Source organism: Janibacter sp. FSL W8-0316 (assembly GCF_038004165.1).
Taxonomy (GTDB): Bacteria; Actinomycetota; Actinomycetes; order Actinomycetales; family Dermatophilaceae; genus Janibacter; species Janibacter indicus.
In genome coordinates this window covers 1,439,394-1,457,204 of sequence record NZ_JBBOQX010000001.1, presented here as the reverse complement: position 1 = coordinate 1,457,204, position 17,811 = coordinate 1,439,394, and the positions used below count along the sequence as shown (strand labels likewise).

General features: G+C 71.2%; 17 protein-coding genes. 12 read left to right on the top strand and 5 right to left on the bottom strand.

All coding sequences use genetic code 11. The features are described from left to right. Positions 1-46: 46 nt before the first annotated feature. The gene (locus NYE39_RS07115; protein WP_185220711.1) at positions 47-1,066 is read left to right on the top strand and encodes a dipeptidase; all 1,020 of its coding nucleotides are present in this window, start codon (positions 47-49) and stop codon (positions 1,064-1,066) included. Position 1,067: 1 nt separating this feature from the next. On the opposite strand, the gene NYE39_RS07110 is transcribed toward NYE39_RS07115, so the two are convergent. The 3 genes from NYE39_RS07110 to NYE39_RS07100 all read right to left on the bottom strand — a co-directional run bounded on the left by NYE39_RS07110 (position 1,068) and on the right by NYE39_RS07100 (position 4,034). Continuing rightward, on the bottom strand, positions 1,068-1,349 hold the full coding sequence (locus tag NYE39_RS07110) for an antitoxin (protein WP_072625306.1): 282 nt from the start codon (positions 1,347-1,349) through the stop codon (positions 1,068-1,070). A gap of 119 nt (positions 1,350-1,468) precedes the next feature. After that, positions 1,469-2,170 carry a hypothetical protein gene (locus NYE39_RS07105; protein WP_341012254.1) on the bottom strand — a complete coding sequence of 234 codons (702 nt, stop codon included), beginning with the start codon at positions 2,168-2,170 and terminating at the stop codon, positions 1,469-1,471. Between the two features lie 199 nt (positions 2,171-2,369). Beyond that, a complete protein-coding gene (locus NYE39_RS07100; RefSeq protein ID WP_341012253.1) occupies positions 2,370-4,034 on the bottom strand; it encodes a DHA2 family efflux MFS transporter permease subunit in 1,665 nt (554 codons plus the stop codon). Between the two features lie 139 nt (positions 4,035-4,173). On the opposite strand from NYE39_RS07100, the gene NYE39_RS07095 reads away from it, so the two are divergent. From NYE39_RS07095 to guaA, 6 genes are all read left to right on the top strand, one after another. Then, positions 4,174-5,295, top strand: coding sequence for a GuaB3 family IMP dehydrogenase-related protein (locus tag NYE39_RS07095; RefSeq protein ID WP_341012252.1), 1,122 nt, complete (start codon positions 4,174-4,176; stop codon positions 5,293-5,295). A 389-nt stretch (positions 5,296-5,684) separates the two neighbouring features. Next, entirely contained in the window at positions 5,685-7,277 is a 1,593-nt protein-coding gene (locus NYE39_RS07090; RefSeq protein WP_072625302.1) for a succinic semialdehyde dehydrogenase, read from the top strand. An 8-nt stretch (positions 7,278-7,285) separates the two neighbouring features. Further along, complete coding sequence (locus NYE39_RS07085) at positions 7,286-9,055, top strand: FAD-dependent oxidoreductase (RefSeq protein WP_072625301.1); 1,770 nt, start codon at positions 7,286-7,288, stop codon at positions 9,053-9,055. 100 nt (positions 9,056-9,155) lie between these two features. Next, on the top strand, positions 9,156-9,908 hold the full coding sequence (locus NYE39_RS07080) for an SURF1 family protein (RefSeq protein ID WP_072625300.1): 753 nt from the start codon (positions 9,156-9,158) through the stop codon (positions 9,906-9,908). Beyond that, the gene (locus NYE39_RS07075; protein WP_072625299.1) at positions 9,905-10,249 is read left to right on the top strand and encodes a DUF3817 domain-containing protein; all 345 of its coding nucleotides are present in this window, start codon (positions 9,905-9,907) and stop codon (positions 10,247-10,249) included. Before NYE39_RS07080 ends, NYE39_RS07075 begins: the two co-directional genes overlap by 4 nt. A 42-nt stretch (positions 10,250-10,291) precedes the next feature. Further along, complete coding sequence (gene guaA / locus NYE39_RS07070) at positions 10,292-11,869, top strand: glutamine-hydrolyzing GMP synthase (protein ID WP_192910702.1); 1,578 nt, start codon at positions 10,292-10,294, stop codon at positions 11,867-11,869. A 10-nt stretch (positions 11,870-11,879) separates the two neighbouring features. On the opposite strand, the gene NYE39_RS07065 is transcribed toward guaA, so the two are convergent. Further along, positions 11,880-12,290 (bottom strand): hypothetical protein, encoded by a 411-nt coding sequence (locus NYE39_RS07065; RefSeq protein ID WP_125932852.1) that lies wholly within the window; start codon positions 12,288-12,290, stop codon positions 11,880-11,882. A 114-nt stretch (positions 12,291-12,404) separates the two neighbouring features. Between NYE39_RS07065 and NYE39_RS07060 the strand changes: the two genes are divergently transcribed. Together NYE39_RS07060 and NYE39_RS07055 are read left to right on the top strand one after the other, a co-directional pair. Further along, the gene (locus tag NYE39_RS07060; protein ID WP_341012251.1) at positions 12,405-13,466 is read left to right on the top strand and encodes a WXG100 family type VII secretion target; all 1,062 of its coding nucleotides are present in this window, start codon (positions 12,405-12,407) and stop codon (positions 13,464-13,466) included. 53 nt (positions 13,467-13,519) lie between these two features. Next, on the top strand, positions 13,520-14,371 hold the full coding sequence (locus NYE39_RS07055) for a hypothetical protein (RefSeq protein ID WP_341012250.1): 852 nt from the start codon (positions 13,520-13,522) through the stop codon (positions 14,369-14,371). A gap of 10 nt (positions 14,372-14,381) precedes the next feature. Here the strand turns inward: NYE39_RS07055 and NYE39_RS07050 are convergent, their stop codons facing one another. Beyond that, entirely contained in the window at positions 14,382-14,885 is a 504-nt protein-coding gene (locus tag NYE39_RS07050; RefSeq protein WP_341012249.1) for a hypothetical protein, read from the bottom strand. Between the two features lie 68 nt (positions 14,886-14,953). Here NYE39_RS07050 and NYE39_RS07045 point away from each other — a divergent pair, with 68 nt between their 5' ends. Genes NYE39_RS07045 through NYE39_RS07035 form a run of 3 tightly spaced genes read left to right on the top strand, consistent with a single transcriptional unit; the run spans position 14,954 to position 17,800 of the window. Beyond that, a complete protein-coding gene (locus tag NYE39_RS07045; protein ID WP_341012248.1) occupies positions 14,954-15,664 on the top strand; it encodes a lysophospholipid acyltransferase family protein in 711 nt (236 codons plus the stop codon). 4 nt (positions 15,665-15,668) lie between these two features. Beyond that, complete coding sequence (locus NYE39_RS07040) at positions 15,669-17,000, top strand: MurT ligase domain-containing protein (RefSeq protein WP_341012247.1); 1,332 nt, start codon at positions 15,669-15,671, stop codon at positions 16,998-17,000. Beyond that, entirely contained in the window at positions 17,000-17,800 is an 801-nt protein-coding gene (locus NYE39_RS07035) for a type 1 glutamine amidotransferase (RefSeq protein ID WP_083546156.1), read from the top strand. Before NYE39_RS07040 ends, NYE39_RS07035 begins: the two co-directional genes overlap by 1 nt. Positions 17,801-17,811 lie beyond the last annotated feature (11 nt).

Here is a 17,811-nt window from a genome sequence, read left to right as displayed (position 1 = left end):
GCACCAGCATGCACCCGGTGGCCCGGGTGACTGGTTGACTGGGGTGATGACGACCAGCGCACCGATTCCGGTCCTCGACGGCCACAACGACCTGCCCTGGCACCACCGCGAGGTGGCTGGCTACGACCTCGACGCGTGCGACATCGCCCGACCGCAGCCGCACCTGCACACGGACCTGCCGCGGATGCGCGAAGGGGGTCTGGCCGCCCAGCTGTGGTCGGTGTGGGTGCCGTGCTCGATGGAGGGTGAGGACGCGGTCGTCGCGACGCACCAGCAGATCGACTTCGTCGAGGCGATGTGCCGCCGCTACGACGAGATGGTGCCGGCCCGCACGGTCGCCGAGGTCCGCGCCGCATGGGCGGAGGGCAAGCACGCGGCGCTCGTCGGCATGGAGGGTGGGCACAGCATCAACGGCTCGCTCCAGCACCTCGCCAACTTCGCCGACCGCGGTGCGCGCTACATGACGCTCACGCACAACGACAACACGCCGTGGGCGGACTCGGCGACCGACGAGCGGGTGCACGGCGGGCTGACCGACGTCGGGCGCGAGATCGTCGCGGAGATGAACCGCCTGGGGGTCATGGTCGACCTGTCCCACGTGAGCGCCGAGACGATGCACGACGCGCTCGACGCGACCCGCCTGCCGGTGCTCTTCAGCCACTCGGGAGCCCGCGCGATCTGTGACCACCCGCGCAATGTCCCCGACGACGTGCTCGAGCGCATCCCGGGCAACGGCGGCATCGTCATGGCCAATGTCGTGCCGAAGTTCGTCAACCAGGCCCGCGCCGACGAGGTCCTCGGCCGCACCGACGTCGTGCCCGACCCGGTGGCGACCCTCGAGCACGTCGTCGCGCACTTCGAGCACCTGCGGGAGGTCGTCGGCGTCGAGCACGTGGGCATCGGGGCCGACTACGACGGCGTCGACGAGACGCCCGTCGGGCTCGAGGACGTCGCGAGCTATCCGCGCCTGCTCGCTGCGCTGGGGGAGCGGGGCTGGAGCCGCGGCGACCTCGAGGCACTCGCGCACGGCAACGTGCTGCGCGTCCTCGAGGCCACCGAGGTGTAGCTCAGAGTCGGCCGTCGGGGAAGGTGGGCTTCGAGCCCTGCGGCTTCGGCGGCGCCTGGTCGTGGACGGTCGAGCCGCGCACCGTGTCTGTGCCGGTGAGGTTCTTCTTCGCCATGGAGGAGAAGCCGGCGATCCGGGAGGTGTACTTCCCCTTCGTGCGGCTGTCGACGAAGCCGGTGGCCGTGTCGATGAACTTGGCGGCCTGCTCGGGGTTGTTGTGCGCCCACTGACGGGCGGCCTCGGCGGCGGTGATGATGACGGCGGCGTTCTTGAGCTTGCGCATTCGGGGGTTCCTTCCCTCGTGGGTGTCTCCATCGTGCCTAACGACCGGGGCCCCGTGTGGATTCCGGGGCCCTGGTCGTCGTGTGCTCGCCGGCCGTCCCCCGACGACCGCGACGACGGTCAGATGCCGCTCGGCAGGTAGGGGATGTTCCAGCCGCTCCACTCGCCGGCCGTGGAGGCGCTGACCGTGCGGGTGAGCAGGCCCAGACGCTGCCAGCCGCCGTTCTTCCACTCCGCGGAGTAGAGGGTCTGGCGGAAGGCGCCGCCGTTGGCGGGGCGGGCGGCCTCGGACGCGATGACCTTGACCGCGCCGGTGCTCGTCGTCGTCCGCTTGTAGCCCACCGAGGACCACACCGAGCCGTCGGTGACCCAGCGGTACCGGGAGCGCGGGTCCTTGAGCGTGGTCAGCCGTCCGTCGCGATAGGTGAGGACCTGCGAGTAGGCGGTGTGGGCGCCGAGGTCGGTCTTGGTGACGAGCTCGTAGCCGGCCTCGCCGTCGATCTTCGCGGCCCCGAAGAAGGCATCGCGGCCCATCCTGCGCTGGGTGTCGGTGACGACCTGGAGCCGCTCGCCGTCGGCGGTGTGCACGCGGGTGGTGATCTTGTCCCCGCCCTCGGCGGTGGCACCCCAGTGCGTCTGCGCGACGGAGTCGGAGCGCCCGTCGCCGTCGACGTCGGCCCGGCTGACGATGACGCAGCCGCTGCCCTTGCCCTCGCAGGCATTGGGGCCCGCGGACCCGCCCGAGCCGGCGGCCTGCGCCGATCCGGCGAAGCCGGTGGCGGCGAGCGCGAGCGTGATGGCGGTCGTGGTGGTGGTGCGCACGTGCTTCATTGCTGATCTCCCCTGGTGATCGGGTGGGGCCGGGCGGTCCCCGGCTCCGAGGTGGCCCCCTGTGGCCGCCTCACCCGTGCAGACGTGCGGCCGCCGTGTCCGGTTGCGTGTCGTCGTCACAAGGCACCAGGGCACGACGAAGGGGGGTGGTCCGGTCGGCCGAACCACCCCCCTTCGCTCGTGGGTCTCGTCAGTGCACGAGGACCGGGGCGCTCTCGCCCGGCTCCTCGTCGAGCAGGTGGCTCTCCTCCCGCTTGCGCGGCAGGAAGGCCGCCACGATGAGGGTCGCGAGGCACATGAAGGCGGAGACCCAGTAGGTCGCGGCGAAGGCCTCGGCCATGTCGACGCGCACGGCCTGCATCAGCGCCGCGGCACCGGCCTGCGGGTCGGAGGCGTACTGGGCCATGATCTGCGCGACCTCGGGGAACTTCGCGAGCAGCTCCTGCATCGCGCCCGGGTCGGTGGCCTTGGCGCTCTCCTCGCCGAACTGCTGGGCCTGACCGATGAGCGGGCGGTCCTCGAAGCCGCGGGTCAGCACGACCGACGCGATGGCGACGCCGAAGGAGCTGGCGACCTGCTGGGTGATGTTGAGCAGGGTCGAGCCGCGGGCCACCTGGTGCGCGGTGAGCGCCTTGAGCGAGCTGGTCATGAGCGGCATCATCGTCGCGCCCATGCCCAGACCCATGACGAAGAGCGCCGGGATGACGAAGCCCCAGTAGCTCGAGTCCGCCGAGAGCTGGGTGAAGGCGAACATGCCGCCGGTGATCAGGGCGATGCCGACCGGGACGATCCGACCGACGGGGTACTTGTCGACGAGCATGCCGGCGATGGGCATGGTGACGAGTGCGCCGAGACCCTGCGGGATCATCAGCACGCCGGCCATCGTCGTGCTCTCGCCGCGCACCTGCTGGAAGTAGGTCGGCATGAGAAGCAGGCCGCCGAAGAAGGCTGCCGCGAAGAGGAACATCGTCAGCGCGGCGACCGAGAACTGCCGGTTGGCGAGCAGGCGCAGGTCGAGCAGCGGGTGCTTGGGCCGCATCGACCACCAGGCGAAGGCGAGGATGAGGACGAGCCCGGCCAGCGCCGTGCCGTAGACCTTGGGCGAGTTGACCGTGCCCTCCTCGGGGATCGAGGAGACGCCGTAGAGGAAGAGGGCCAGGCCCGGGGACATCAGGAGCAGGCCGACGACGTCGAGGGACTCGGTGGGCTCGGTGTGGTCCTTGGGCAGGACGACCGCGGCGTAGGCCAGTGCGATGAGGCCGAGCGGCAGGTTGATCAGGAAGATCCACGTCCAGCTCGGGCGGCCGAGCCAGTGCGCGTTGTCGATGAGCCAGCCGCCGAGGATCGGGCCACCGATCGGGCCGAGGAGCATGGGGATGCCGAGGATCGCCATGAGGCGACCGATGCGGTCCGGGCCCGCTGCGCGGGTCATGATCGTCATGCCGAGCGGCATGAGCATGCCGCCGCCCAGGCCCTGGACGACTCGGGCGCCGATGAGCATGCCGATCGACGGGGCGAAGGCGCACAGCACCGAGCCGGCGACGAAGAAGGCGATGGCCATGAGGTACAGGCGCTTGGTGCCGAAGCGGTCGGCGGCCCACCCCGTGAGCGGGATGACCGTGGCCAGGGCGAGCGTGTAGGCGGTGACCGTCCACGCGACGGTGGAGTAGTGCAGCGGCTCGGGACCGGTGGCCAGGTCGGTCTGGAAGTGGGGCAGGGCGACGTTGACGACCGTGATGTCGAGGATCGACATGATCGAGCCGAGGACGACGACCCCGGCGATCTTGAGCACGGCGGCGTCGATCTTGTCCGGGTACTCCTGTGGGAGTGAGGGGTCGTGCGCAGGTACAGACACAGAGGTCTCCTGTCGGGGGTGCGAAGGGGGGAGGCGGCGGCCTCGTCGCCAGCCGGGGCCACACGCGGATAGATGTATGCGTCGGCCAAGTAAATATGCGCCCTCGTGGGTCCGGGGCCAAGCCAATTAGGGTGGGCGGGTGAACGAGATCGAGATCGGCCGAGGCAAGCGGGGCCGCAGGGCCTACTCCTTCGACGACATCGCGGTGCTGCCGAGTCGGCGTACGCGCGACCCCGAGGAGGTCTCCCTGGACTGGCAGATCGACGCCTACCACTTCGAGATGCCGGTCATCGCCGCGCCGATGGACTCGGTGATGTCGCCGACGACGGCGATCGCCTTCGGCGAGGCCGGGGGGCTGCCGGTGCTCGACCTCGAGGGGCTGTGGACGCGCTACAGCGACCCCGAGCCGCTCCTGGCGGAGATCGCCTCCCTCGACCCCGCCCTGGCGACCGCGCGCATGCAGGAGATCTACGCCGCCCCGATCCAGCCGGAGCTGATCACCGAGCGGCTGCGCCAGCTGCGCGCCGCGGGGGTCACCGTCGCCGGTGCCCTCAGCCCGCAGAACACCCAGCAGCACTGGAAGACCGTCGTCGACGCCGGGGTCGACCTCTTCGTCATCCGCGGCACGACCGTCTCCGCAGAGCACGTGAGCAGCCGCAGCGAGCCGCTCAACCTCAAGCGGTTCATCTACGAGCTCGACGTGCCGGTGATCGTCGGTGGCGCCGCGAGCTACACCGCAGCCCTGCACCTGATGCGCACCGGTGCCGCGGGCGTCCTCGTCGGCTTCGGCGGGGGAGCGGCGCACACGACCCGGCAGGCGCTCGGCATCCACGCCCCGATGGCCAGTGCGGTCGCCGACGTCGCGGCGGCCCGCCGTGACTACCTCGACGAGTCCGGTGGTCGCTACGTCCACGTCATCGCCGACGGCGGGCTGGGCACGAGCGGCGACATCGTCAAGGCGATCGCCTGCGGTGCCGACGCGGTCATGCTCGGTGCCGCCCTCGCCCGAGCCACCGATGCACCCGGGCGCGGATTCCACTGGGGGGCCGAGGCGCACCACCCCGAGCTGCCTCGTGGCGCGCGGGTCGAGGTCGGCTCGGTCGCCCCGCTCCAGGAGGTCCTCTTCGGCCCCAGCCGGGTCGCCGACGGCACGACCAACCTCATCGGCGCCCTGCGCCGGGCCATGGCCACCACCGGCTACACCGAGGTCAAGGAGCTGCAGCGCATCGAGGTCGTCGTCGCGCCCCACCAGCCGAGCTGACCGGGGTGGTCTGACGCTCCCTGAGGAGCTTGCGCAGCGAGCGTCTCGAAGGGAGTCGCGTGCGGCCTCGGTTCACATGTCCTTGAGGTCGTGCGCCCTTCGAGGCACTGATGGTCGGGAGGCAGGGCCATCCGCGCCGGGCGGCGCCGCGGTGACGCCCCCTTCCGTGTGACGGTCCGCCCGCCCGTGTCACTCCATGCGGTCACACAGGTGCCGCCTGTGTGACACAGATGCGGCCGGGCTCGGCCGCGGCTCACCCGCAGCGCCAAGGCCGGGTTCCCCGTCTTCTCAGGGGCCGGAGCCTCTCCTCAGGGGCCAGAGTCGGCCGCGTCGCGCGCATCACGTCGCGCACTCTGGCGGGCCCCCGGCTGCACGGTTACCTTGGGGTAATGACCTCGGAGATCATCGCTGACCCTGACCTCGACCCCACCGCCACCTATGCGGTCGACCCGGGGCGTGCCCGACGTCTGTCCAGCCGGGTGGTCGCCTCTCCGACGGCCGAGACCTTCACCCGCACCTCCCCGCTGACCGGCGGGCCGATCGCGGCGCTGCCGCAGTCGAGCGCGCAGGACGTCGCCCGCGCGGTGAGCGCGGCCCGGGCGGCCCAGCCGCGGTGGGCGGCCACGTCCTTCGAGGAGCGTCGCCGGGTCCTGCTGCGCTTCCACGACCTCGTCCTGGCCAAGCAGGTCGAGCTGCTCGACCTCGTCCAGATCGAGTCCGGCAAGGTGCGCAAGCAGGCCTTCGAGGAGGTCCTCGACACCGCCCTCGCCGCGCGCTACTACGGCCGGACCGCCGAGGCCCACCTGCGCCCGCGCAAGGTCGCCGGAGCCTTCCCGGTGCTGACCCAGACCCGTGTGCAGCACCACCCCAAGGGCGTCGTCGGCATCGTCTCGCCGTGGAACTACCCGCTGAGCCTGGCGATCACCGACGCGCTGCCCGCCCTCATGGCCGGCAACGCGGTCGTGCTGCGCCCCGACCAGCAGGGCTCGGTGACCGCGCTCGCCGGGATCGAGCTGCTCGCCGAGGCCGGGCTGCCCGAGGGGGTCCTGCAGGTCGTCCTCGGCTCGGGGGCCGAGGCAGGTCAGGCGGTCGTCGACACCACCGACTACGTCTGCTACACCGGCTCGACCCCGACCGGCCGCCGGGTCGCGGTGTCCGCTGCCGAGCGTCTCGTCTCCTTCAGCCTCGAGCTCGGCGGCAAGAACTCCGTCTACATCGCCGACGACGCCGACCTCGGCCGCGCGGTCGAGGGTGCGGTGCGCGCCTGCTTCTCCAGCGCGGGCCAGCTGTGCATCTCGACCGAGCGGGTCCTCGTCCACGAGGCGATCGCCGACGAGTTCATCCCGCGCTTCGTGGCCGCCGTCGACGCGATGACCCTCGGCACCGAGCTCGAGTACGGCTACGACATGGGCTCGCTGGTCAACCAGGCCCAGCTCGACACCGTCACCCGCCACGTCGAGGACGCCGTCGCCAAGGGGGCCACGGTCCTCACCGGCGGCAAGCACCGCCCCGACATCGGGCCCTATGTCTACGAGCCGACCGTCATCGAGGGGGTCAGCGCCGCGATGGAGTGCCGCGACGACGAGACCTTCGGGCCGCTCGTGGCCATCTACCGGGTCGCCGACGACGACGACGCGGTCCGGCTGGCCAACGACACCAGCTACGGGCTCAACTCCTCGGTCTGGACCACCGACGTCGCCCGCGGGCGACGCATCGCCGCGCGCATCAAGTCCGGCACGGTCAACATCAACGAGTGCTACGCCGCCGCCTGGGGGTCCATGGGGGCCCCGATGGGCGGCATGAAGGACTCCGGCATGGGCCGCCGCCACGGGGCCGAGGGCATCCTCAAGTACACCGAGGCGCAGACCGTCGCCGCCCAGTACCTCGTGCCGATCGCACCCGCCTTCGGGCTGAGCGACAAGACCTACTCCAAGGCCCTCACCGCTGGCCTGAAGCTGATGAAGATGGCAGGGATGAAGTGACCCCGGACGTGACCACCGACACCGACGTCCTGGTCATCGGCTCCGGCTTCGGAGGCTCGGTCGCCGCCCTTCGCCTGGCGGAGAAGGGCTACCGGGTGACCATCCTCGAGGCCGGGCGCCGCTTCGCCGACGAGGACTTCGCCGAGACCAGCTGGGACCTGAAGAACTTCCTGTGGGCGCCCAAGGCCGGCTGTTACGGCATCCAGCGCATCCACATGCTCAAGGACGTGATGATCCTCGCCGGAGCGGGTGTGGGTGGCGGGTCGCTCAACTACGCCAACACCCTCTACGTCCCGCCGGAGGTCTTCTTCCGCGACCGGCAGTGGGGGCACATCACCGACTGGCAGGCCGAGCTCCTGCCGCACTACGACATGGCGAGCACGATGCTCGGCGTCGTCACCAACCCCTGCGAGGGGGTCGTCGAGGACGCCATGCGCGACGCGGCCGCCCAGATGGGCGTGGCCGAGACCTTCCGCAAGACGCCGGTCGGCGTGCTCTTCGGTGACGACGACTCGCGCGAGCAGCAGGGCAAGGACGTCGCCGACCCCTACTTCGGTGGGGCCGGCCCCGCGCGCACGACGTGCACCGAGTGCGGCAACTGCATGGTCGGCTGCCGCGTCGGCGCCAAGAACACCCTGATGAAGAACTACCTGGCGCTCGCCGAGGGGCTCGGTGTGCAGATCGTCCCGATGCGGACCGTCACCCGCGTCGGCGTGGTCCCCGGCACCGAGGGCCCCGACGAGGTCTACCGGGTGCGCCATGAGGCGACCGATGCGTTGGGGGACAAGAGCGCCCGCGTCACGACGGCCAGCAAGGTCGTCGTCGCGGCCGGCACCTGGGGCACGCAGACCCTCCTCCACGAGATGAAGGCCGACGGCGAGCTGCCGGCGATCAGCGACTTCCTCGGGCAGCTGACCCGGACCAACTCCGAGGCGCTCGTCGGGGCGCTCGCCGACAGCCCGCCGGAGGGAGAGCACGACCTGACGAAGGGCGTGGCCATCACCTCCTCCTTCCACCCCGACGCAGACACGCACATCGAAAACGTGCGCTACGGCCACGGCTCCGACGCGATGGGTTTGCTCACGACTCTGCTCGCGCCCCCGCGCACCGGTCACGCCCCGCGCTGGGCCAAGCTGCTCGCCGAGCTGCCGCGCCAGCTGCCGGCGCTCAAGGCGTGGTTCCCGCCGGGCACGCACTTCGCCGACAGCACGGTCATCGGCCTGGTCATGCAGTCGCTCGACAACTCGCTGACGACCTCTCTGACGACGGGACCGGGTCGGCGCCGGCGGTTGACCTCGACGCAGGGCCACGGTGAGGAGAACCCGACCTACATCGCGGCCGGGCACGAGGGCATCCGGGTCCTGGCCACCAAGCTGGCCGAGCGGATCGGGCGCCCCTTCTACCCCGGCGGCACGTGGAGCGAGGCCTTCGACATCCCGCTCACCGCGCACTTCCTCGGCGGCGCCCCGATCGCCGACTCCCCGGCCACCGGCGTCATCGACCCCTACCACCGTCTGTGGGGCCACCCGGGCATCAGCGTCGTCGACGGCTCGGCCGTCTCTGCCAACCTCGGGGTCAACCCCTCACTGACGATCACCGCGCAGGCCGAGCGCGCCTTCTCGCTGTGGCCCAACGCCGGTGACGCCGATGGGCGCCCCGCTCAGGGCGACGCCTACCGGCGCCTCGAACCGGTGCCCGCGCAGTCCCCGGCGGTGCGCGAGTTCACCCACACGAGCTCCAAGGTGTCCTTGCCCATGCCGGCCGTGCGGGGTGCGTGAGCGGGGCTTCGAGGCTCGGCCGCGAGCGGCCTCGCACCTCAGCCACCGGGGTGCGGGGTGCGTGAGCGGGGCATCCAAAGCGCTCACGTAGCCTGAGCGGGTGCTCCGGACCGCCCTTCGCCCCCGCTATCTGGGGCTGCTCGTGGTGGCCCTGGTGCTCGTGGTCCTCGGCATCATCGCGGGTCGCTGGCAGTGGTCCGTGGCGCACGACGTGGCCCGGGCCGACGCGGTCCGTGAGGTGCAGGAGCAGCCGGTGCGGCCGCTGGCCGAGGTCATGGCCCCGCACGAGTCCTTCCCCGACGACGGGTCGGGCCAGCGGGTGACCGCGACCGGTCGCTACGTCGGTGCCCCCCTCGTCGTCGTGGACCGGCGCTACAAGGGGCAGCACGTCGAGTGGGTCCTCGACCGCTTCGTCGTGGACGGCACCGGCGCCAACCTCGCCGTCGTCCGCGGCTTCGTCCCCGAAGGGGAGGACCCCCCTTCGGCCCCGCAGGGAACCACCGAGCTCGTCGGGTCGTTGGCTCCCCCGGAGGCGCCGGACGAGACCGGTGGCGTCGAGGACGGTCAGCTGGCCTCGGTCGACATCGCCCAGCTGGTCAACGAGTGGTCGGGCGAGATGTACAACGGCTTCGCCTTCGCCGTCACCGAGGACGGCGCCGCGCAGGCCGACGGTCTGGAGCGGGTGCCGCCACCGCTGCCGGACACCTCGCTGCAGTTCCGCAACGTGATGTACGCCTTCCAGTGGTGGCTCTTCGCGGCCTTCGCGGTGTGGATGTGGTTGAAGATCGTGCGCCAGGCGGCGCGCCAGGACGAGGCGGACGAACCCGCCCGGGAGTTGGAGGAGTCGACGTGAGCAGCCACGAGACCAAGGCAGGTCCCACCGCGGACCCGAGAGCGATCGCGACGGCCCTGACCTTCTTCCGCGGGACGGCGATCGTCGCCGGTCTGGCGATGTTCGTCCTCATCGTCGAGATGGTCCTCAAGTACGGCATGGACAACGACGTGCTCTCGTGGTGGTCGCCGGTGCACGGACTGATCTTCATAGTCTTCGCCGTCGCGACGGCCAACCTCGGCTTCAAGGTCGGCTGGTCCGTGGGCCGGATGATCGTCATCCTGCTGCTCGCGTGCATCCCCTTCCTCGCCTTCGTCGAGGAGCGCCGCGTCGTCCGCGAGGTCACCCCGCTCACCACCTGAGGCGACGAAGGGGGAGCGCCCTCGCCCCGGTAGCCTGTGCGGGTGACGGAATCGCTCAAGACCTCTCCGGTCCTCGTCGTCGACTACGGCGCCCAGTACGCCCAACTCATCGCACGTCGCGTGCGTGAGGCGAAGATCTACAGCGAGGTCGTGCCGCACACGATGCCCGTGGCCGAGATCCTCGCCAAGGAGCCGGCCGCGGTGATCCTCTCCGGCGGCCCCTCGTCGGTCTACGCCGAGGACGCCCCCTCGCTCGACGTGACGCTGCTCGAGGCCGGGGTCCCGGTCTTCGGCATGTGCTACGGCTTCCAGGCGATGGTCCAGGCGCTCGGCGGCACCGTCGAGCGGACCGGTCTGCGCGAGTACGGCTCGACCCGCGCGCAGGTGAGCGACCGCGAGTCCACGCTCTTCAACGGCCAGCCCGCCGAGCAGTCGGTGTGGATGAGCCACGGCGACTCGGTCACCGAGGCGCCCGAGGGCATGCGGGTCACCGCGAGCACCTCCGGAGCGCCGGTTGCGGCCTTCGAGGACGATGAGCGGCGTCTCTACGGGGTGCAGTGGCACCCCGAGGTGCTGCACTCGACCTTCGGCCAGCCCGTCCTCGAGAACTTCCTCGTCCGTGGCGCCGGGCTGAGCCCCGACTGGACCGCCGACAATGTCATCGACGAGCAGGTCGAGCTCATCCGAGAGACCGTCGGCGAGGACCGCGTGCTCTGCGCCCTCTCCGGCGGGGTCGACTCCTCGGTCGCGGCGGCGCTCGTGCAGCGCGCCGTCGGCGAGCAGCTGACCTGCGTCTTCGTCGACCACGGCCTGCTGCGGCAGGGCGAGGCCGAGCAGGTCGAGGAGGAGTTCGTCGCCGCGACCGGGGTCAAGCTCGTCGTCGTCGACGCCAAGGAGCGCTTCCTCGGTGCCCTCGCCGGGGTCACCGACCCCGAGGAGAAGCGCAAGATCATCGGTCGCGAGTTCATCCGCGTCTTCGAGCAGGCTGCCCGCGACGTCGTCGGCGAGGGCGACGAGTCCGGCCACCCCGTGAAGTGGCTCGTCCAGGGCACGCTCTACCCCGACGTCGTCGAGTCCGGCGGCGGCACCGGCGCGGCCAACATCAAGTCGCACCACAACGTCGGCGGTCTTCCCGACGACCTGCAGTTCAAGCTCATCGAGCCGCTGCGCGCGCTCTTCAAGGACGAGGTCCGGCAGGTCGGGCGCGAGCTCGGCGTCCCCGACCCGATCGTCGACCGTCAGCCCTTCCCCGGGCCGGGTCTGGGCATCCGGATCATCGGCGAGGTCACCGAGCACAACCTCGACATCCTGCGCCGCGCCGACGCCATCGCCCGCGAGGAGCTGACCGCGGCCGGCCTCGACAAGGAGATCTGGCAGTGCCCGGTCGTCCTGCTCGCCGACGTCCGCTCGGTGGGAGTCCAGGGCGACGGCCGCACCTACGGCCACCCGATCGTCTTGCGCCCGGTGTCGTCCGAGGACGCGATGACCGCCGACTGGACCCGCGTGCCCGGTGACGTGCTCGCGCAGATCTCCACGCGCATCACCAACGAGGTCGAAGAGGTCAACCGGGTCGTGCTCGACGTGACGAGCAAGCCGCCGGGCACCATCGAGTGGGAGTGACCGCCCACCGTCAGCCGCGCAGCGCCTCCCACAGGGCCACGCCACCACCGCACAGGCAGCACAGCAGCAGCGTGCCGCCGAAGGTGATCGCGATGTTGCGCCAGTCGGCGCCCCACGACCTGGCCTGCGGGCTCGTGCCGAGCCGACCGGCGGACAGCGTCGTGCGGGGGAGCGCGTAGTAGATGTCGACGCGACCGCCGGCGGGTACGTCCACGGTCATGCGGGTCTCGCCGAAGGGGGTGACGAAGCCCTGCAGGCCCTCGACCTCGACCTCGTGCCGACCGGCCGCCACGGGGACCGCGGTGGCGGGCAGGAGGAGCTCGACCCGTGTGCCGTCGATGCGCGACTGCACCTCGGCGGTCGTCATGGCACCCGTGATGTGGATGACGATCTGGCCCTGCAGCATGCCTCCGGAGGTCATGGAGGCACCCTAGGGGAGCGCTCCCCATGGTGCGGACACGTGTGCTGCTCGTAGGTTCGTCCTCATCCGTTGAACTCGTGAGGAAGGCCGGGCCCAGTGACCGTCACCGATGGCATGGACGTCGAACGTGTGCGTTCGATCGCTCAGCAGCTGCTGAGTCAGAGCACGAAGATCGATGACGTGCGCTCGAGCGGCGAGGGTCAGATCGGCGTTCTCGAGGGAGCCTGGTCCGGACCCGACCTCGAGAAGTTCGAGGACGGGTGGGACAGCGCCATGCCGCAGCTGGACCACGCCGGTCAGGCGCTGCGCAACTTCGGGCGCGAGCTGGCCCGCCAGGCCAATGACCAGGAGAAGGCGTCCGACGGTGTCGGCGGCCGCACCGGCGTCCCGGTCGTTCCCCCGGGCAAGAGCGGTGAGGGCCAGTCGCTGCTCGACCGCATCGTCAAGGGCATCGGCAACGCTCTCAAGGGTCTCTGGGATGCCTTCTCCGGTGCCGTCGACTGGGTCAAGGACAACATCTGGACGCCGCTCGGCATCCCGCTGATCCTCAAGGACATCGTCGAGGGCCTGCGCAAGGTGGCCGACGACTTCAAGAAGTGGACCGACGACCTGGTCGCCAAGGCAGGGAAGTGGTTCGACGAGACCTTCCCCAAGCTGCTGAAGTGGGGCGAGAAGCTCGCCCCGGTCGGCAAGTTCCTGGCCAAGTTCGGCAAGGTCTTCGGCAAGATCATCCCGGGTGCGGGCGTCTTCTTCTGGGCCTGGGACATGAAGGATCTCGTCGTCGACTTGTGGAACGGCGAGGTCAACCCGGCCGAGCTGTGGAACAAGGGGGTCCTTGGCACCGCGAGCATGATCGCCGGCTTCGTGCCCGGCTGGGGCACGCTCATCTCGGCCGCGATCGCCGTCGAGCAGCTGCGCCACGAGTACATGCCGAAGATGGACGGCTGGATCGCCGACAAGCTCGGGGTGCCCACCGAGTTCGTCACCGGGGGGCGGGTCGCGCTCATGAGCGCGATGAACCCGGTGATGGCTCCCTTCTACATGGCGGACCTGCTGCCCAACGAGAACTTCGACCTCCCGGGGCCCTCTCCCAAGGAGCTGTGGGACAACGGTGTGGACGCCGTCAAGGACGCTGGTGACACGTTGGCCAACCTCAACCCCCTGCCCTGGCCCTGACCGGCAACCCACCCCGTTCGCCGCTGCCGACGATCTGACGCGAGGATGTCCTCATGACCCAACCTGCCGACACCACGACCGACCTGGCCGACGGTGCCGAGGCCGTGCGCCTCGTCGTCGACGACTACCGCACCTCCGGCGACGCCGTCCTCAACCTCGCCATGCTCGCCGACGAGGAGCTCTACGCCTACACCCGAGACCTCCAGGAGGCGGCGCCCTTCGGGATCTGGTTCGGGCGACTTCCCGAGAGCGAGCAGCAGGCCGCAGCGCTCGGCGCGATGCGTGCGCGGGCCGTCCGCGGCGAGGTGGGTGCCGACCTCGGGCTCGTGGAGGTGCCCATGGAGATCGACGACGAGGGCAACGGCACGGTGTCGCTCGAGACCCCCGTCGTGGCCGCACTGACCTTGCGCCGCAACGCCATCCACCTCTCGGTCCGCCTGATCGGTGCCGACGGGGAGACGTGGTACATCCTGCGGCCGGTGGAGGACGACATCTGGCTGCGCGAGACGATGACCCCGCAGGGCTTCCACCTGCTGGCCCTCGTGCGTCTGGACGAGCGGGAGCGCGAGGTCTACCTCGGCCGCTACCAGCTCCCGGACGGGGCCGGCGACCTCGCGGCGCCGGAGGTCTCGGCCTCCTTCACCGAGCAGGAGCTCAGCGATGCCGCGGGCACCAGCGCCCTGAGCTTCCTCACGGACACGCATCACCTCGTCAATGTCTCCCGGCTGACGCGCGCCGACGGCGAGCCCGAGGTCCGGATGGTCAACGTCCTCCACGACGGTTCGCTGGTGACCGGCGACGTCGGTGGCGGTCGGGTGAGCTACAGCGGCGCGACCGTGGCCGACATCGAGTCCGACTGGGACGACTGGGTGGCCACCGTCGCCCAGTCCGACGACGCGAGCTGACCCCCCTTCGTCAGGCGGAGGCCAGCACGATGCCGAGGCCGCAGAGGCAGATGATCGCCACCGTCGCGACGATGATCGCGATCATGACGGCCACGCCCTTGCGCGACTGCTTGACGTGCCCGATCGACCCGGTCGTGAACTGGTGCCACGGCACCGCGTAGAAGCCCGGCACCGTCTGCCCCGCGTGGACCTCGAGGGGCAGGTCGGCCTGGCCGTACTGCCGCAACCACTGCGCGTGCACGTGGACGTGGTGCCTCCCGGGACGAAGCGGGTAGAAGTTCGGCCCGAAGGCGGCCGGCACCGGGTAGCCGTCGATGTGCACCGTCGGCGTCAGGCCGGTGGTGAAGGCATTGCCCTGCAGGGTGAGCAGCAGCGCTCCGTGCCCCGGCGGGGGCTGCATCGTGCTCGCCTGCGGACCGGACACCGGCATCACCTGCTGACCGTGCGGCGACTGGCCCTGGGGCTGGTGGCCGTGCGGCTGCTGCGGCGGGTGCGGGGGAGGCGGCGTCGTCATGGGCGCATGCTCGCCCATCGGCCGGACGCGCGCCAATCGGGGAAGTGACGCTGGCCTACGCTGGCCGGGTGAGCAGCAACCCGGCGATGCGCGTCCTGGAGTGGCTCCTGCGGCGGGTCGTCGTGGGGCCACCGCTGCGGGCGTGGGTGCGCCTGCGGGTCGAGGGTGCCGAGCACGTCCCGACCACCGGCCCGGTGATCATCGCGAGCAACCACCTGAGCTTCATCGACTCGCTGGTCATCCCGCTCGCCGCTGGCCGCAAGGTCGGCTTCCTCGGCAAGGCCGAGTACGTCACCGGCACGGGGATCACGGGCTGGCTGGGCCGGCTGTGGTTCGGCGAGTTCGGCGGGATGATCCCCGTCGACCGCTCCGACGCCCGCGCCGCAGCGCGCTCGCTCGAGCTCGCCGAGGAGCACCTCGCGACCGGCGGGGCCTTCGGCATCTACCCGGAGGGCACCCGCAGCCGCGACGGTCAGCTGCACAAGGGCCGCACCGGTGTCGGCCGGCTGGCGCTGGCCTCCGGCGCACCGGTCGTCCCCTGCGCCCTCATCGGCACCGACCGGGCCCAGCCCGTCGACGCGCGGGGCATCCGCCCGCACCGCGTGACGGTGCGCTTCGCCCCGCCGATAGACGTCGCCGCCCTCGAGTCCCAGCACGTCAAGGGCAAGCTGCTGCGCGCGATCACCGACGAGGTGATGGACGCCATCGCCGAGCGCTCCGGTCAGACGCGCAGCGGCGACTTCGCTGCACGGCCGGGAGCCTCTGCACCGTTAGGGTGAGTCGGTGCTCAAGACCGCAGTCGCCGCCTTCGCCGGCAAGACCGCCCGTCGCGCCGCCCGCCTCCGCGGAGGAGGCTCCGGCGGTTCGGCGCTGCCGGGCCTCGTGGCCGAGAAGATCGACCCCGGATTCCTCGCCCACGCCCTCGGCGACGTCCCGGGTGGGATCGTCGTCGTCTCCGGCACCAACGGCAAGACGACGACGACCAAGATGCTCGTCGCGCTGCTGCGGGCCCACGGCCGCACCGTCTTCACCAACCCCACCGGCAGCAACTTCACGCGTGGCGTCATCTCCGCACTGCTTGCCGAGCGACTCCACCGCGGACGGCTCCAGGCCGACATCGCCGTCCTCGAGCTCGACGAGGCGCACGCCCTGCACTTCGCCCGGGCCGTCGCACCGACCCACGCCCTGCTGCTCAACGTCGCGCGTGACCAGCTCGACCGCTTCGCCGAGATCGACCACACCGCAGGCCTGCTCACGCAGCTGGCCGGCATGACGACGCAGGGCGTCGTGCTCAACCGCGACGACCCCTTCGTCAACCGCATCGCGACGACGGTGAGCGGCCTCGACATCGCGTGGTTCGGCCTCGACGCCTCGATCGCCGACCGGCTCGGCGAGCTGCAGGAGCACGACGCCCGCGGCCACGAGACCTACACCCCGCCGCCGGTCGGCCCGCGAGACGCGCTCCTGCAGCCGGTCGACGAGCACGAGCTGAGCGTGCTCTTCGGCGAGCAGGGCGAAGGGGGCCGCGTCGGCCCCGTCTCCCTGCGCCAGCGCGGCCTCGCCGCGATGATCAACGCCACGGCCGCGACGGCCACCGCCCGCGCCCTCCTCGGCGACGGCTTCCGCACCGACGCCGCCGAGCAGGCGCTGCGGACGGTCGCGCCCCCCTTCGGCCGGGGTGAGGTCGTCGACGCCGACGGGACCCCGCTCGAGCTGGTCCTGGTCAAGAACCCCGCCGGCTTCACCGTCGCGCTCGGCACCTACGGCTCGACGCCGGTCGCCACGATGGTCGCGATCAACGACGACTACGCCGACGGTCGCGACGTCTCGTGGCTCTACGACGTGAGCTTCGAGTCCTTGCGCGACAAGGGAGTTGCCATCACCAGCGGCGTGCGTGGCTGGGACATGGCCCTGCGGCTGCAGTACGACGACGTGCCCGTCGGCGACACCGAGGTCGACCTCGCGGCCGCCCTCGACCGCTTCCTCACCGACCACCGCGACGAGCCCAAGCGGATCTTCTGCACCTACACGGCGATGCTCGCGCTGCGCCGCATGCTCGGTGAGCGCTACGACCTGCCGGAGATGGGCGTCGACGCGCCCGAGGGAGCCCAGTGATGAGTGACGCCAGCCTCGACATCCCGATCCTCGGTGAGCCGACCGGGTCCGCACTGCCGGCCGACCCCGGCCACGAGGGCAAGGGCGAGATCCACCTCGTGCACCTCTACCCGCGCGAGATGAGCATCTACGGCGACCTGGGCAACACCCGCTGCCTCGCCGCACGGATCCGACGGCACGGCTACGTGCCCGTGGTCCACCAGCACCACCCCGGCCAGCCCTTCCCCGAGCAGGCCCACCTCGTCGTGGGCGGCGGTGGGCAGGACTCGGGTCAGGCCAAGGTCGAGGAGGACCTCGAACGGATCGCCGAGCGGCTGCGCTCGCTGGCCGCCGACGGCACCCCGATGCTCATGATCTGCGGCATGTACCAGCTCTTCGGCAATGCCTTCGTCACCGTCGAGGGGCAGCGCCTGCCGGGCCTGGGGATCCTCGACGTGACCACCCAGGGCAACGAGAAGAGGATGATCGGGCCGGTCGTCCTCACCACCGACCACGGTGACGTCGTGGGGTACGAGAACCACTCGGGCTCGACGACGCTCGGGGCGGGCCAGGCCCCCTTCGGTCGGGTGCGGCACGGCATGGGCAACAACGGCACCGACGGCACCGAGGGCGCCGTCACCGGCCACGTCATCGGCTCCTACCTGCACGGCCCGATCCTCCCGGCCAACCCGCGGCTCGCCGACACCCTCATCGGGTGGGCGGCCGAGCTGGCGACCGGACGCGACTTCGCGCCGGAGCAGCTCGACGACGAGGTGGCGCGGCAGGCCCAGAGCCGGCAGGTGCGGCGACTCGTCGGCTGAGCCCGGTGCCG